Source organism: Flavobacterium sp. LM4 (assembly GCF_002017935.1).
GTDB classification, from domain to species: Bacteria; Bacteroidota; Bacteroidia; order Flavobacteriales; family Flavobacteriaceae; genus Flavobacterium; species Flavobacterium chungangense.
This window is the reverse complement of the sequence record NZ_MUFW01000001.1, coordinates 551,875-567,477: the sequence shown is the minus strand read 5'-3', so window position 1 is coordinate 567,477 and position 15,603 is coordinate 551,875. Positions and strand designations below refer to the sequence as shown.

The window sequence follows — 15,603 nt, the reverse complement described above, 5'->3', positions numbered from 1 at the left end:
TTGTAAACAAATATAGGGAAGTATTGTTTAAAAACAGGATTTTTCGTATTTTTCGTAATGCAACATATACAAGGAATTTCCCGCCAACAAATGCGTTTTTCAAGTTTAGAAGATGCAATATCTGCCGATAATCAGGTTCGTTTTATAGATGCTTTTGTAACCTTTTTAGATTTGGAAAAACTTGGTTTTGCAGTTACTTCTATTAAATCAGAAGGTCGACCGAGCTATAATATCAAAGTGTTTTTGAAAATCTATTTATACGGCTATCTCAATGGATTAAGAAGTAGCCGCAAACTGGAAAAAGAATGTTTTAGAAACATTGAAATGCAGTGGTTGTTAGAAGACATTCGACCGAACTACCACAGCATATCTGATTTTAGAAAGAACAATCCTGCAGCATTAAAAAACTTGTTCAAACTCTTTGTCGTTTTCTTGAAAGATGCCGATTTAATAGCAGGGGAAACCATTGTTATTGATGGAACTAAAAGCCGAGCGCACAATAGCCGTAAAGCTAATTTCAATCAAAAGAAAATAGATAAACATTTAGAGTATATCGAAATCAAAACCCAGCAATACCTTGATGCTTTGGAAGAAAATGATGCAAAGCATAACCCTGAAAAAATCAAAAACATCAAGCAGAAAATAGAACGTTTAAAACAAAACAAAATCCGCTATGAATTACTGGAAGAAAAACTACAAGCAAGTGGCGAACCTCAAATAAGCACCACCGATAGCGATGCCAGAGCCCTATTAGTGCAAGGGCAAGTGGTTGAAATCTCATTTAATATGCAGGCTGCAGTCGATGCCAAACACAATCTTGTGGTAGCCACTCATACGATCAACAAGAACGATCGTAGCGCTTTATCTGCCATTGCCATAGAAGCCAAAGAAAATTTAGGAATTGAAACTTATACTGCATTAGTGGACAAAGGCTATCATAATGGCAAACAAATAGAAATCTGCAAAAAAGCGAACATCACTACAATTGTAGCACAGCCCGAACAGGGGAAAAATAAAGAAAGGATAGCTGAGGGTTATTTGATCTCGAAGTTCCAATACGACCAAACCACCGACACCTACACTTGCCCTGAGGGAGAAACGCTTAAAACCACAGGTCACTGGCACAAGAAAACCGATAGCGATAGTTATGAATTCAAGAGATACCGAACATCCAAGTGCAGGGAGTGTCCCGTAAAGCAGTTATGTACCAGCAGAGTGGCTGGACGAGATATAGACCGCAGTCAATATGCTGATGCCGTAGAAGAAAACAACAAACGTTATCACGCAAATCCACAGCTCTACCGCAAGCGTCAGGAAATCAACGAGCATATCTTTGGGACTATCAAACGGCAATGGGGCTATAATCACACTAATTTAACAGGATTGGAAAAAGTAAACGGAGAACACAGCTTAATTATGTTGGTCTATAACATCAAACGCAGTATCAATATACTGGGCGTTCCCGAACTTATTGCAAAACTTCAAAAATGGAATTCACCCTACAAGGCAAAAGTCTTGTTTTTACTAAAAACGAGTTATTTAAAGCTTCATACAACAACTAATTTTTATCCCGAGAAATTAGCAGCCTAAAAAAAGTGATTCAATATAAGGCTTTATTTGAATTACAGTAAAGTAAAATCTAGAGGTTTTAACTGGAAAAGGAGGTTTTTTCACAGCCTGACGTTCCCGCGCTACACGCAGGCTGGGATTAAAGATGCGTATTCTTTCGGTTAAAAACAAATGTTTCAAATACAAACTATCTTCAAATTAAGCCAATTGCCCAGCTTGCTTGTAGCGTGTGTTAGCAGGCGTTTTTTTTACTTCTTTTTCAAGTAAATTTCTATAACTCCATTTTTTCCTTTTTCGCCGTATTTTTTGGTTGCGCTTATATCTTTTAAGACATTTATCGATTCTACGTCATCAGGTTTTATTTCGGCGATAATCTCTTCGGTCACTTCTTTACCTTCGACGATATATAAAGGTTTGTTTTTTTGAGTTTTTTGTTGAGTTGAATAACAATCAGAAACAATATCAATTCCTTCTATTTGTTGTTCGGAATAATATTTATCATCTATTGGATAACGAGGTTCTTTTTTCTTATTTAATTTCACATAAAAATAAATTTCTTTGTTTCTATTTATTCCTAAATAATCAGAACAACCACGAGAAGTCCAAATATCTAAACTGTCATATTTTGCGATAAGTTCCCCCGCTTTAATGTTCTTTAAGTCAACATATTTTCCGTCAGGTAAATATCCCTTAAAATCTTTTGTTAAATGAATTTTTGCAATTGAATTTAAATCTTTACGATATTTCTGGAAGATAACACCTGGATATAATTTTGAAGTATATCCAATTCTATTTTCAAACCTTCCATCTTGTACAAAACCATCTAAACACAAATCCATTTCTTCCAAATTGATTTGTTTTAATTCAACATCATTTTGCTTTAAATTGTCTAAAGTTAGTTCGCACAATTTTATTTCGGAAAGTTTGATGTCATTTTTCTGTTGGGAAATAGATTTTAGACTAAACAATAAAGCTAGAATTAGAAGTCTTTTTTTCATTTGGTTTTCAGTAGTTTTTAGTTTTCTGCGGTAAAATGTCTGCTAACGGTTCGGGGCTTTGCGTTCGGGCGGGAAATCGAAGCACAAAAGTTGATATTATTACTAAAGTTCAATTGAAAAACTGCTGTTGAATTTTGCACTTCAGCCCGCCTGACGCAAAACCCTTGTTGGCAGTAGTTTTATTCTGTCCAAAATTTTCCAATTGAATATGTTTTTGCTTGCCCACTAATAATCACTCGGTCTCCTTTGTCTTCACAATATAGTTTTCCCATTCGTTCCGAAACTTGTTGCCCATAAAGTACTTTTTTATCAAGTCTTTTTGACCAAAATGGCACTAGAGAACAATGAGCAGAACCTGTTACAGGATCTTCTAAAATGGATGCTTGCGGTGTAAAAAAACGAGAAACGAAATCACAATCATCTCCAATTGCTGTTACAATTACTCCGCCTGGATCAAGGTTGATTTGGTCAAATAATTGTCGGTCAATTTGAATGTTTCTGATTGCTGTTTCGTTTTCATAAACCAAAACATAGTCTCTTGATTTCAAAATCTCCTTCGGTTGCATATTTAAAGATTTTGAAATGGTGTCGGGTAACCTATCTGCAATAGGCATTCTTGACGGGAAGTCCATTTTATAAAGTCCATCTTCAACTTTAACAATTAAGTCGCCACTTAATGTTTCGAAAACAATTTCATCTTTTTTGTAATCTAAAATTGTCTTTAAGCAATGTGCTGTTGCAAGTGTGGCGTGACCACACAAATCCATTTCAATTTCTGGCGTAAACCATCGCAAATGGATTTTTTCTCCTTTGTCAACAAAAAAAGCGGTTTCTGCAACGGCATTTTCTTTAGTTATTTTCAACAAAATGTCGTCTGATAACCAATTGTCAAGAGGCACCACACAAGCAGGATTTCCACCAAAAAGGGTATCTGTAAATGCGTCAATTTGGTAAAGTTTTAATTCCATTTCTTTTTTGTTTTTTAATAAACAGTATATAGTCAATCTATATTTTGAAAAGACTATATGCTGTAAGTTAAGTTAAGTTAATTAGGCATCAACAAGTATCACTTGACCAGTAATAAATCCATCAACCGAACGTTCAAAGGCTTTACCCACCAATGTACTTGGTACGGGTTGAAATCCTGGCATCATATCGCCATAAACATCCCAAGCTTCTGCTAAAACTGTTGGATTTACTGAATTTACACGAATACCTCTTGGCATTTCGAAGGCTACACATTTTACAAAGGTATCAATGGCACCACTTGTAGTTGCATCTGCAATAGCAAAAGGAATAGGCTTTAAATTTAGTATACCTGTAATAAGCGTAAAGGAACCTTTATCAGCAATATATTCCTGACCAATTCTAACAATATTGATTTGCCCCATCATTTTACTCATTACTGTAGTCATCCATTGCGCTTCAGTCATTTCCTCGAAGGTTGCATATTCACATACGCCAACTGTATTCACAACTGCATCAAAGTGACCAACCTCCTTGAATAATTTTCTCAAAGATTCTTCACTGGTAATGTCAACTTGGTAGTCGCAACCGTCTTTTGAACGACCAGCTGTAATCACTTTGTGTTTTCCTAAACCTGTAAGTGCTGCTTTTCCCATTTTCCCATTAGCACCTATTAAAATTACTGTTTTCATATATTTAATTATTTTTAATTTGAAGTGCAAAATTACACTCCTGCCATACTATTCACGTAGGACATTTGTCTAATAATTAAATTGATGCTCTTATTCTACTTAAATGTCTTTGAGTAATTCCAAGATAGGAAGATATGTAGTGAAGTGGAACTTGTTGTACAAATTGTGGATTGCTGTGTATCAAATCTACATATCGTTTTTGGGCGTTGGATTTTTGATGATTAAATATCCATTTTTCGAGTTCAACATATTCTTTTTCAGCAATTATTTTTAAAAAATTCAACCATTTATTGTTTGATTTTGCAAGGTTTTCTAATGTGTTTTTTGAAATTGAAATAATTTCAGAATCGGTTAAAGCTTGTAAATTTTCTTCTGATTTATTCTGTGTAATAAATGAAGAATAAGCCACTAATAACGTATTGGGAAAGGTAAAACAATAGGTTATTTCTTCGTCATTATTAGAATAATAGAACGAACGGAAAATGCCAAAATTCACAAAGGAAAGTGTGGTACAGATTTCATCTTGTTTAATGAAAAAATCTCCTTTTTTTATGGTAGAAATAGTGGCTAAACTTATAAATTCATTTATTTCGCTGTCTGTAAATAAATTATATTGTTTTAAGTAGTCAACTATTGATTTTTTTTCGAACATTTATTTTAATCGTCGTTTTTTGTTAAAATTACTGCCAACGGTTCTCGGCTTTGCGAAGTGGCGGATTTTCAGCACAAATGTTCAATTGAAAAACTGAACTTGAACCTAGCACTAAACTGTCATAGAAGCACTGAACCCGCCATTTTGCAAAACCGATGTTAGCACTTCGCCCTTCTTTTCTGTTGTGTTTGTTCGTTGTCATTTTGTGTCTTTCTTGGTGCGTTGGCTTGGTGGCTCTTTTGCAAAACTTGGCTTTAGCGTTGGCTTGTGCGGTTTTGCAAATGTGCCACTAAATGCGTTGGCTTTTAAATTTGTATTTTATACTTTTCTATCAAAAAATCATCAACTTCATCTTTGGTTGCTCCGTTTGATAAAAAATATCTGTCATTTTTAGTTAATTCACAAATGCCAAAATTTTTGACATAATTTTTAGCGTACGATAAATAGCCAGAAGAGTAGGGTTTACTTGTATTCTTCATATAGTAATCAAAAACTTTTGACTCTAAAATTCTCTTTAGAATTTTTAGTTCTTCAACTGATTCATTAAATATTGCATAGCCACAATAAATCATCATTTCCTTTTGGTCTGTAAATACAAAATGAGGATCTTTTGCCATATACGGAAAGAGCAATTTATATCCTTTGTCTGTTAAAGCCTGAGTTCTTCCGAACGCATACCAAGCTCCATAATCACCATTTCCTTTATCTCTTTTTTGAAGATCATCTTTGTGGAATGAAAGATACTCATATGTATTTGGGAAGTTTGATTTTAATTGCTCCTCTTTCATCAGTGATAGAGGTGTTATGCCATTTGTATATGGATAAATCAGTTTTTCCTTAATTGATTCTATTTCGTGCTCATATTTGAGAATGTTTGGCTTGATTATGTCTCTGCAAATGCCCTTTTCAATCTCAAACTTTTTTCCGTTCCGAATTAATGTATAATAGTTTTCATTCTCAGCAATTGGTTTAAAAATATAAATATCATTGCTGAGAGTAGCAATCCCATTTTTTATCTTGTATTTATCCCCTAAGCTTTCACCAGCACTCTCAATTCGTTTTATGTTTTCAACGATTTGTTTGTTGTTAATTAGCCAGCCTCTTTGGAAGTCCAAATCTTTAAAAGGAATTTTATTAAACTTTTCTAATCCATTTTTTTGTAAGGTTTTGCTTGTCTCTTTTTTAAAGAGTAAATATTCTGATTTTTCTTTAGCTAAAAAGCAAATACAAGTGTAGGTCGATTTGCTTTCAAACAATTTCTCGTCACCAAAGTCAATAATACTTAATTCATATTTATTAGTCTGTAAGTATTTTCTTAATTCTCTAGCGTTTACACTTTTAAAGAATGAGTTTACTGTAATGTAGCCAAGAATGCCGTTTTTATTTATGTTTTTAAGGCCAATTTCAAAGAACGGGATATACAAATCGGGATTTCCCGATTTTGTTACCGACCAATTACTTAGTAATTTTGTAGTTTCTAAATCAATATTTTTTGCTCTTACATAAGGAGGATTCCCAACAATTAAATCAAATCCTTCATTAAACTTGATTGAACTACAATTAGATTTCCAATCAAACGAAAGTGCATTTCCGCAAAACAAATTGAATTTAAACTCCTTTTCATCTTCACCTTGAGAAATGGCTAACAGTGAAAGAAGGATGGCTGTTCTTTTTATACTAGTCTGGCAGATGTCTAAACCAAATATATTTTCTTCAAATATTTCGCTAAAGGGTCTTTGTGTTTCTTTCTTCTGTTTGTTTGCGATTGTGAAAAGAAAAGCTCCGCAACCACAAGAAATGTCTGCCGATTTTATTTTAGGTAATGGCTTTCTTACTTTAGATATGCTGTTTTCTACTATAAAGGATTTTATATAATTTGGCGTGTAAACCGCACCATTGACAACTTTATCCTGTGATGGAATTGCTAATTCAAATGATTCGATTAGTTCATCAAATGAGAATTTATATGTTGCGAAAATGATATGATGATAAAGAGGCGATTCCTTACTCAGGATCAGATCCTTAATTAGCTCATTGGTTGTAACCTTAAGAGAATTTGAATGGATAAAAATAGACACAAGAATCTTATTCAATGTGTTTTCATCATCACTGAATTGATTAATAATATTTTTTAAGTCCTTGTTCATTTGTCAATTGTTGTTTAGAATTTCAATTCTGTAAATGTTTCGCCCTCTTTCATTGAAGAATGCTTTTTCCTCATCATTCAATTCATAGAGTTGATAACATATATCATCCAATAAATCCCATTGTCTTTGAAGTAAAGCATTGATACCTCTTTTTTGATTAGGTGATGAAGATTTATATCTTACTTGCAAACCTTCAATTCTTCTTGATATTTCAAAAAGCTGAGTTTTTAAATCTACGCTTTCTGCGAAATTCTCTCCTGGGAATGGAACTGGTTCCAGAAATTGCTTATTAAACTTGAAATATCCATTTGACTGGGGGTTTGCAATTGACCTTGCTAATACAGAATAAACTGTAGAGTTAATAATTGAAGCTAAAGCGTAAAGGTTTACTTCATTTATTTCAGGTAATTCTACATAGTTTACATTTGCGTTATCACAATAATGCCTGTCTGAAAAAGTAACGGCTGCAAAAGTATCAAGTGCTGTCATTGGTATATAAACTTTAGGAAAATTTCTGGCAATATTGTTAGCTCTAGTATAAACGTGCCATCTTTCTTCAGGGAAAGTTTCTACATTTTGTTTAATTCTCTCTTGATTTCGGTTTAAATATTCTCCTGCCAAAGGGTATTGGTCGCAAAAATCGGTGTAAGGTATTTCATAGGCTTTTCCGTCTTCCACTCGATAAGGGAAAATGCAATATGTTTCGGGAATGTCATCTCTGTAAGGGTAAAAGTTTTCATTTGGCAACAAGGCACAGCAAGCATCCAACTCAATTTGAAAATTGTTTTCTAAATGCGTCTTTCCCGTTATGATTCCATTTTCAACTTGAATAGGTCTAATATGGTACGCTTCATTCCACAAGGCTTGAATCCCAACCCTCACATTTGCATAATCACCTAGAGTTCCTATGTTTGCGAGGAGCTTTGTTTTTATGGCTATTAATTCACTATCGTCAAAGCTCCACGGATTTTCCGTAATTGCAGTAGATGGTAAGAAAATATAATTTTCAGGAGATACGTCAGGTGTATTCGATTCTCTTAATTCAGAAGGAAGTGTTTCAATATTGTCTTTGAATAATTTAAAGCTAAAATTCTCAGGTGCTGATTTGTCTAAAAGCAATAAAGAAACATAGGTCATTCTGCCTTTAAAAATTGAAGTTGTTTCAAAATCAACCACCGAGGATAAAAGACGAGAACTAGAAATTATCTCTCTAATTTTCTTTCCGTAATCAGTTTTAAAAAATCGTTTTTGAACAATAAACCCTAATCTTCCTTGCAGGTTAAGTAATTCTATTGACTTTTCAATAAAAGGAATTGCAAGATCGACCTTTCCATTTTTAGAAGAAGAAAATTTATCCTTTATGTATGCGTGCATAAAAGGCAAATCAACATTATAGTTTTTCACCTCTACATAAGGTGGATTTCCAATTATGTAGTCAAAGCCTGCTTTTTGTTCAAATATTTCATTGAAACCATACTCACTATTCCAGTCAAATACATTCGTTTTTAATAGTTCCTCTTCGTTATCGGCTAGTGCAGGAAAAATTTCTAAAATATCGGATTCAACTAGAGAATTTCCGCAACGAATATTATTCCCAATTCCATTTAAAATTTTGCTTCCGAAAAGTCCAATTTCATTGTATGATTCAGGGAAGTCAGAAGAATCTATAATTTTTAGAGATAGTGACATTTTAGCAACTTCTACAGCCTCAGCATCTATATCAACTCCGAATATACAGTTGTCAAGTATTGCTTTTTTCCCTTTTAAATTCAGAAAAATGTTAGAATCAGTTTGTATAAAATATTGCGTAAAAGCTGGATTTTGCGAAGAAATAAAAAGCTCTTTGAAAATATCTTCTAAATAGTCATAAGCTTCAATTGCAAAAACACCACTTCCACAAGCAATATCCAAAATTCTGTTTGATAGTAAATTTTCAATCCCCTCATCTAAAAGTTTTCTTTTAGGAATTGTTCTTTTTATTATTTCCTGAACAATATACTGTGGTGTACTTACTGCTCCCCTTGTTTTAAGGTATTCGCTTTTGATTTCATCTCTTGCTTCCCCATCTTCAATAATTAATTTTTTGGACAAGAATATCTCATAAATGTCACTCAGTAATTTGGTGGGAATTACATCAAACCGGTAAGGAGAAGGATAATATAAGTGTTGTAATAAAGTATCAAATACCTCATTTGATATTGTCAAACTGTGAATTGAATTTATGCGTTCAAACAATGGACCATCATAATGCTCATAAAATTCAAAATACGATGAATTTTTAAAAGTGTCCCAAAATCCGTTTTCCTTGTATGTTATTAATAAACCATCTTCTTCAACCTTTCTTGCTTCACATACTCGAATGAATAATATTCTATTTATAATTACCTGAACTATATAACTAAGATTGGCAGAATTATTCTGAATAAAGGCAGCGTTATTTCTCAAAATATCTTCTGCCAGTAGTAAACGGAAATCAGATAGTTGTTGAGCAAACTTGAGGTCAGGAGAAATTTTCTCCAAATATCTGTTATCCTTTAGAGTTGCTGAGTAAATTTCGTTTAGCTTACCTTTGTAAATATTCTCTTTTAGTAAATGCTCATCAAGAATTTCAAAATTGTCAACGTAATCATTGATTGTAAAATACAATCTTCCAATATTCGGAGATTGTCCTTGTTCAGGGGTGTATGTGCAATCGTAGATTGCAAACTCTTCAAAGTTTGAAATGAAAGCACAAGGTGCTAATATAGACCAACCGTATGACTTAATTTGAAATGCGGCATTAGAATCCGCTTCAATGCTTACGGTAATATCCTTAGCATCAAGGAATGTTAATTTCTGTTTCGCTACCTTGAAGGTGTAATCAGGTCTTGTATTTCGAGATCCAATTTCAATCAGTCTTTCTTTCTCAGCTTTTGATAAGACTTTTTCTTGTAAAATTTGAGATGTATCTCGAACATCCCAACCAAAAATGGTCAAAAGCTCATTCAGCCAAGTTCTAATGGTCTCTTCAGAAGTAAGATCAAGTCTTCCTTGTTGTTTGAACTGATTGTACTGACCAATGAGTTCTGTAAGCCTTTGTTTTCTAATTATAGAACTCATTTACTTTTCTTTTTAATTTGGTATTTAATTTTCTCTTCTGCTACTTGCATTGCCTGTAATGCCAAATCTTCGTCTTGAACTTCATAATAAAGTTTGTCTGAAAGCCAAGCTATTATAACTTCATTCTTTTGGTCTTTATAAAAATTTGCAAGTGATTTTACTTGCTCTTTTGTCGGCATTCGTTTATCCTGCTCAATTTTACTTAAAATAGTCGGGTCAAGCGAAAGCTTTGCACCAACTTCTCTAAGAAGAAGCCCTTTAGCTTCTCTTAATTCTCGCAGTATTGTTCCTATTGTCTGTGTTTTCAATGTGCTTTATTTTGACTTGACAAATATTGGCAAATTTAAAAGAATATTTTGAAAGTCTGTCAAAAAAGTCAATAATTTTTGTCAATAATTTTGTCTGGGTGGTGGGTGGGCTTTGGGTGCGGTTGGGCAAAATTAAATGTGGTGTTTTTGTGTCGGCAAGTGCGTTGGCAAAACACCTCTTTTAATTTTGCGAAGCGTTGGCATTTTTCTGTTCGTTAATTGTCGGTCGTGTCGGTCTTTTAGGGTGAGTGCTAACGTTTTGGCGCTTGGCCTTTACTTTGTAAAGCATAAATTTTGTAAATTTCTCAAAGGAAAGCAGAAGTGAACTACGCGCTTGGCCAGACTCATGATCCATACCTCGCATTAGTCTTCTGCTCCTCCTTGAGTTTTGTTGAATGGCTTCAAATAGAATGATAGACAACGGGTCTAATAAAGGCTTTAAAGCAAATTCAACTTTTTATTTCACTTAAAATCAAATGTATGAAAAAGTATTTATTTTTTGTAGGGATTGATGTTTCTAAGTCAAAATTAGACGTCACTTTTCTTGAGAAGCCATTAGGAAAGAAAATAGTTCACTTTGTGGTAAGTAACGACAACAAAGGAATTAAAGAGATTGTAAAGCAGCTAAACAATCGAAAAATTGCTTTAGAAGAGGTGTTGATCAGCTTTGAAGATACGGGTGTTTATTCACTTCCTTTGGGATGTTATTTGACACGGTACAAGATCGATTATTGGATGATTCCCGCCATTGAAATCAAACGCAGCAAAGGAATCTCCAGAGGGAAAACTGATAAAAATGACTCTAAAGATATTGCATTTTATACCTTAACACATTTGCACAAGTTGCGATTAACACAGCTTCCAGAGTTATCATTAATGGAACTTAAATTACTTTTTACAGAACGTGAAAAACTACTTAAAAGCTTGCGTATCATTGGAAGTACCAGTGAAGGAATCGGTTATATTCCCAAAGAAGCTATGGGTGATGTTTTAAAAATTAATAAAGTAGTTATTAAACAACTTCAAAAAGCAATCGAAAAAGTAGAAAGGAAAATGAAAGAAATCATTCAATCCAATGAGCAGCTCAAATTGCAGAACGAGCTCATTCAAAGTATTCCAGGGGTTGGGCCACAAACTGCCTTGTATATTATCTTAGTTACCAAATCGTTTCAATCCTTCGAAAACTGGCGACAAGTGGCTTGTTATGCTGGAGTGGCTCCATTTCAATACAGTTCTGGAAGTTCTATAAAAGGAAGGACAAAGGTCAATCATCTAGCAGATAAAAAACTAAAATCGTTACTGAATATGTGTGCTTTAAATAGCAAAAAACACGACGCGGAACTCAAACAATATTATGCACGGAAAGTAGGCGAAGGGAAATCGAAAATGTTGGTTTTAAATAATATAAGATGCAAACTATTGGGGCGAATTTTTGCAACTATTAACCGCGGAACACCTTATGTAAACATTCAAAAATTTGCAGCATAATTTTAGCGTTTTTTACTTGGATTTTGCCATAGAATGCGAGGTTGGGGAATAAAGATGCGTAATTTTTCGGTTAAACCCAAATTTTCCAAATACAAAACCATTTTTAAATTCAGCCTAAAACCCCAATCTCGCCAAACGGCTGTTATGGGGCGGTTATTTTGTCGAAATTACTATTAAACCTCAAATTTTTCACGCTTCTATTTTTAAGTTTCTGCTTTTCAGATTCCAACTTTCACGCTTCTGCTTTTCAAGTTTCTACTTTTTAGACTCCAACTTTCACGCTTCCGCTTTTCAAGTTTCCACTTTTCAGATTCCAACTTTCACGCTTCCGCTTTTCACGTTTCCACTTTTCAGATTCCAACTTTCCACTTTTAGCTTTTCAGATTTCCGCTTCTAAATTCCAACTTTCACGTTTCTGCTTTGTAAACTTCTTGAGGAAACCAATTCATTTTCTGATTGTTTTCATCTGCGTAATTTCGGCATAACTGCCCCATAACGTTCCCACGCTACACGCAGGTTGGGTTAATAATTCGTTATTTTTCTGTTGTTACTTTTTTCGGCAAGTACAAAACCGTTTTTATTTTAGCTCTTTGCCCAACTTGCTTGTAGCGTGTGTTGGCAGTAGTTTTTTCTATGGAAAGTGAATGTCGCCTTCTTCGTTTACATAAGTCCATTTTGCTTTATCAATTTTTGTTATGTCGATATATTCAACAGTTTGAAAAATCACAAATAGTGGTTTTAATTTAACAGTTCTTCTTCCACCGTAACCTAACGCTCCAACGTCAAATATTTGTTGATTGATAGTTATGTTTTTATCATCTTTATTTCTGTATAATATTGTTTCGTTTGTCCAAGCACCGAAACCAATTGTAAACATAGTAAACATCAGAATGTAGAAGCAAAATCCTGCTGATAAAACGGTTAAAGTTCCAATTACCCAATTTTTGTATTTCGAGTGTTCTCTTTTTAAAGTTCCAAAAAGGGTCAACAAAATTGCGAAAGGTAAACCTGTAAATATCAAGTAATAAAAGTTGCTTTGTGTTTTATAGTTTTTAAAATAAACTGGTAAAGATTGTCCAATTGTCAATGCAAAAAGCGCAACTATAATAAAAATAATTGTCAACCAAAAAATTGTCAGTCTTAAGCTTTTAATTTGTTTCATTATATACTTAAATTCTCTTTTCTACTGCAAAATTACTGCCAACGTCAGTCTGTGAAAAAACTTCCGTTTTGTTGTAAACAAATATAGAAAAGTATTGTTTAAAAACAGGATTTTTCGTATTTTTCGTAATGCAACATATACAAGGAATTTCCCGCCAACAAATGCGTTTTTCAAGTTTAGAAGATGCAATATCTGCCGATAATCAAGTACGTTTTATAGATGCTTTTGTAACCTTTTTAGATTTGGAAAAACTTGGTTTTACAGTTACTTCTATTAAATCAGAAGGTCGACCGAGCTATAATATCAAAGTGTTTTTGAAAATCTATTTATACGGCTATCTCCATGGATTAAGAAGTAGCCGCAAACTGGAAAAAGAATGTTTTAGAAACATTGAAATGCAGTGGTTGTTAGAAGACATTCGACCGAACTACCACAGCATATCTGATTTTAGAAAGAACAATCCTGCAGCATTAAAAAACTTGTTCAAACTCTTTGTCGTTTTCTTGCAAGATGCCGATTTAATAGCAGGGGAAACCATTGCTATTGATGGAACTAAAAGCCGAGCGCACAATAGCCGTAAAGCTAATTTCAATCAAAAGAAAATAGATAAACATTTAGAGTATATCGAAATCAAAACCCAGCAATACCTTGATGCTTTGGAAGAAAATGATGCAAAGCATAACCCTGAAAAAATCAAAAACATCAAGCAGAAAATTGAACGTTTAAAACAAAACAAAATCCGCTATGAATTACTGGAAGAAAAACTAGAAGCAAGTGGCGAACCTCAAATAAGCACCACCGATAGTGATGCCAGAGCCCTATTAGTGCAAGGGCAAGTGGTTGAAATCTCATTTAATATGCAGGCTGCAGTCGATGCCAAACACAATCTTGTGGTAGCCACTCATACGATCAACAAGAACGATCGTAGCGCTTTATCTGCCATTGCCATAGAAGCCAAAGAAAATTTAGGAATTGAAACTTATACTGCATTAGTGGACAAAGGCTATCATAATGGCAAACAAATAGAAATCTGCAAAAAAGCGAACATCACTACAATTGTAGCACAGCCCGAACAGGGGAAAAATAAAGAGAGGATAGCTGAGGGTTATTTGATCTCGAAGTTCCAATACGACCAAACCACCGACACCTATACTTGCCCTGAGGGAGAAACGCTTAAAACCACAGGTCACTGGCACAAGAAAACTGATAGCGATAGTTATGAATTCAAGAGATACCGAACATCCAAGTGCAGGGAGTGTCCCGTAAAGCAGTTATGTACCAGCAGAGTGGCTGGACGAGATATAGACCGCAGTCAATATGCTGATGCCGTAGAAGAAAACAACAAACGTTATCACGCAAATCCACAGCTCTACCGCAAGCGTCAGGAAATCAACGAGCATATCTTTGGGACTATCAAACGGCAATGGGGCTATAATCACACTAATTTAACAGGATTGGAAAAAGTAAACGGAGAACACAGCTTAATTATGTTGGTCTATAACATTAAACGCAGTATCAATATACTGGGCGTTCCCGAACTTATTGCAAAACTTCAAAAATGGAACTCACCCTACAAGGCAAAAGTCTTGTTTTTACTAAAAACGAGTTATTTAAAGCTTCATACAACAACTAATTTTTATCCCGAGAAATTAGCAGCCTAAAAAAAGTGATTCAATATAAGGCTTTATTTGAATTACAGTAAAGTAAAATCTAGAGGTTTTAACTGGAAAAGGAGGTTTTTTCACAGCCTGACGTTCTCGCGCTACAAGCAGTTTGGGACTAAATTAAGCCCATTTTTCGGATTTGCCAAATCATCCCAAATACAAAACCATATTTAGATTAAGCCTTATACCCAAATTGCTTGTAGCGTGTGTTAGTGGCAGTTACTTTATTTCAAATTCAAATAGCAATATTGATTCAGTTTTATCATCTTCTTTAAAATACAGTTTAAGAATACTAGATTTATTTTTGAATGCTAATACTTGAAGTTCGGTAGTTTCCAATTTTAAAGAATATTGGTTTTTATTACTCTGAATAGTTTTAATTTCTTTCCCCTTCTCTGTTTTAATTATGAAATTAGAATTGCATTTTACACAAGGTGTATCTTCAAAATATTTTATATGAAGAGTATCAAGTACTCTGATCGTTTTTTTATATAATTCTATTCGCTCTTTTTTGTTACTGAGAGTTCCTTCTTTTATCAATTTACTATTTCGATAAATTTTCCAATAGGATATTGTATCAAATTTTGTCAATGAATTGCAATAGCTTTTCATTGATATTAGAAGAATTATGATTGTAAATAGTTGTCTCATTAGTCGTGTTAAGTATTTGATTTTTTTAAGATTTTTGGGCTAATTGCCACTAACGTTCCGGCGCTTGGCCTTTACTTTGTAAAGCATAAATTTTGTAAATTTCTCAAAGGAAAGCAGAAGTGAACTACGCGCTTGGCCAGACTCATGATCCATACCTCGCATTAGTCTTCTGCTCCTCCTTGAGTTTTGTTGAATGGCTTCAAATAG

Annotated in this window: 13 protein-coding genes; 3 read left to right on the top strand and 10 right to left on the bottom strand. The window is 33.9% G+C overall.

Annotation, left to right across the window (positions count from 1 at the left end):
* Nucleotides 1–57: 57 nt before the first annotated feature.
* Nucleotides 58–1,590, top strand: coding sequence for an IS1182 family transposase (locus BXU10_RS02520; RefSeq protein WP_078225969.1), 1,533 nt, complete (start codon nucleotides 58–60; stop codon nucleotides 1,588–1,590).
* Between the two features lie 227 nt (nucleotides 1,591–1,817).
* On the opposite strand, the gene BXU10_RS02515 is transcribed toward BXU10_RS02520, so the two are convergent.
* From BXU10_RS02515 to BXU10_RS02485, 8 genes are all read right to left on the bottom strand, one after another.
* Nucleotides 1,818–2,567, bottom strand: coding sequence for a hypothetical protein (locus BXU10_RS02515; protein WP_078225968.1), 750 nt, complete (start codon nucleotides 2,565–2,567; stop codon nucleotides 1,818–1,820).
* 179 nt (nucleotides 2,568–2,746) lie between these two features.
* Nucleotides 2,747–3,535, bottom strand: a complete 789-nt coding sequence (locus BXU10_RS02510; RefSeq protein WP_078227894.1) for a PhzF family phenazine biosynthesis protein — start codon at nucleotides 3,533–3,535, stop codon at nucleotides 2,747–2,749.
* A gap of 81 nt (nucleotides 3,536–3,616) precedes the next feature.
* Nucleotides 3,617–4,255 carry a short chain dehydrogenase gene (locus BXU10_RS02505; protein WP_223255379.1) on the bottom strand — a complete coding sequence of 213 codons (639 nt, stop codon included), beginning with the start codon at nucleotides 4,253–4,255 and terminating at the stop codon, nucleotides 3,617–3,619.
* 46 nt (nucleotides 4,256–4,301) lie between these two features.
* On the bottom strand, nucleotides 4,302–4,877 hold the full coding sequence (locus tag BXU10_RS02500) for a Crp/Fnr family transcriptional regulator (RefSeq protein WP_223255378.1): 576 nt from the start codon (nucleotides 4,875–4,877) through the stop codon (nucleotides 4,302–4,304).
* Between the two features lie 28 nt (nucleotides 4,878–4,905).
* Nucleotides 4,906–5,079, bottom strand: coding sequence for a hypothetical protein (locus BXU10_RS24915; RefSeq protein ID WP_189328047.1), 174 nt, complete (start codon nucleotides 5,077–5,079; stop codon nucleotides 4,906–4,908).
* 103 nt (nucleotides 5,080–5,182) lie between these two features.
* The gene (locus BXU10_RS02495) at nucleotides 5,183–7,024 is read right to left on the bottom strand and encodes a class I SAM-dependent DNA methyltransferase (RefSeq protein WP_078225966.1); all 1,842 of its coding nucleotides are present in this window, start codon (nucleotides 7,022–7,024) and stop codon (nucleotides 5,183–5,185) included.
* Between the two features lie 3 nt (nucleotides 7,025–7,027).
* A complete protein-coding gene (locus BXU10_RS02490) occupies nucleotides 7,028–10,123 on the bottom strand; it encodes an N-6 DNA methylase (RefSeq protein WP_078225965.1) in 3,096 nt (1,031 codons plus the stop codon).
* On the bottom strand, nucleotides 10,120–10,431 hold the full coding sequence (locus BXU10_RS02485; protein WP_078225964.1) for a helix-turn-helix domain-containing protein: 312 nt from the start codon (nucleotides 10,429–10,431) through the stop codon (nucleotides 10,120–10,122). Before BXU10_RS02485 ends, BXU10_RS02490 begins: the two co-directional genes overlap by 4 nt.
* A 480-nt stretch (nucleotides 10,432–10,911) precedes the next feature.
* Here BXU10_RS02485 and BXU10_RS02475 point away from each other — a divergent pair, with 480 nt between their 5' ends.
* A complete protein-coding gene (locus tag BXU10_RS02475) occupies nucleotides 10,912–11,919 on the top strand; it encodes a transposase (RefSeq protein ID WP_078225959.1) in 1,008 nt (335 codons plus the stop codon).
* A 631-nt stretch (nucleotides 11,920–12,550) separates the two neighbouring features.
* Here the strand turns inward: BXU10_RS02475 and BXU10_RS02470 are convergent.
* On the bottom strand, nucleotides 12,551–13,081 hold the full coding sequence (locus tag BXU10_RS02470; RefSeq protein WP_078225962.1) for a hypothetical protein: 531 nt from the start codon (nucleotides 13,079–13,081) through the stop codon (nucleotides 12,551–12,553).
* 128 nt (nucleotides 13,082–13,209) lie between these two features.
* On the opposite strand from BXU10_RS02470, the gene BXU10_RS02465 reads away from it, so the two are divergent.
* Nucleotides 13,210–14,742 (top strand): IS1182 family transposase, encoded by a 1,533-nt coding sequence (locus BXU10_RS02465; protein WP_078225961.1) that lies wholly within the window; start codon nucleotides 13,210–13,212, stop codon nucleotides 14,740–14,742.
* A gap of 222 nt (nucleotides 14,743–14,964) precedes the next feature.
* On the opposite strand, the gene BXU10_RS02460 is transcribed toward BXU10_RS02465, so the two are convergent.
* Nucleotides 14,965–15,285, bottom strand: coding sequence for a hypothetical protein (locus tag BXU10_RS02460; protein ID WP_123921940.1), 321 nt, complete (start codon nucleotides 15,283–15,285; stop codon nucleotides 14,965–14,967).
* Nucleotides 15,286–15,603: the final 318 nt, after the last annotated feature.

Bases quoted from the DNA above. Each gene is read 5' to 3' on its own strand.
- BXU10_RS02520 (WP_078225969.1), top strand. From the start codon at position 58: ATGCAACATATACAAGGAATTTCCCGCCAACAAATGCGTTTTTCAAGT.
- BXU10_RS02515 (WP_078225968.1), bottom strand. From the start codon at position 2,567: ATGAAAAAAAGACTTCTAATTCTAGCTTTATTGTTTAGTCTAAAATCT.
- BXU10_RS02510 (WP_078227894.1), bottom strand. From the start codon at position 3,535: ATGGAATTAAAACTTTACCAAATTGACGCATTTACAGATACCCTTTTT.
- BXU10_RS02500 (WP_223255378.1), bottom strand. From the start codon at position 4,877: ATGTTCGAAAAAAAATCAATAGTTGACTACTTAAAACAATATAATTTA.
- BXU10_RS24915 (WP_189328047.1), bottom strand. From the start codon at position 5,079: ATGACAACGAACAAACACAACAGAAAAGAAGGGCGAAGTGCTAACATC.
- BXU10_RS02495 (WP_078225966.1), bottom strand. From the start codon at position 7,024: ATGAACAAGGACTTAAAAAATATTATTAATCAATTCAGTGATGATGAA.
- BXU10_RS02490 (WP_078225965.1), bottom strand. From the start codon at position 10,123: ATGAGTTCTATAATTAGAAAACAAAGGCTTACAGAACTCATTGGTCAG.
- BXU10_RS02475 (WP_078225959.1), top strand. From the start codon at position 10,912: ATGAAAAAGTATTTATTTTTTGTAGGGATTGATGTTTCTAAGTCAAAA.
- BXU10_RS02470 (WP_078225962.1), bottom strand. From the start codon at position 13,081: ATGAAACAAATTAAAAGCTTAAGACTGACAATTTTTTGGTTGACAATT.
- BXU10_RS02465 (WP_078225961.1), top strand. From the start codon at position 13,210: ATGCAACATATACAAGGAATTTCCCGCCAACAAATGCGTTTTTCAAGT.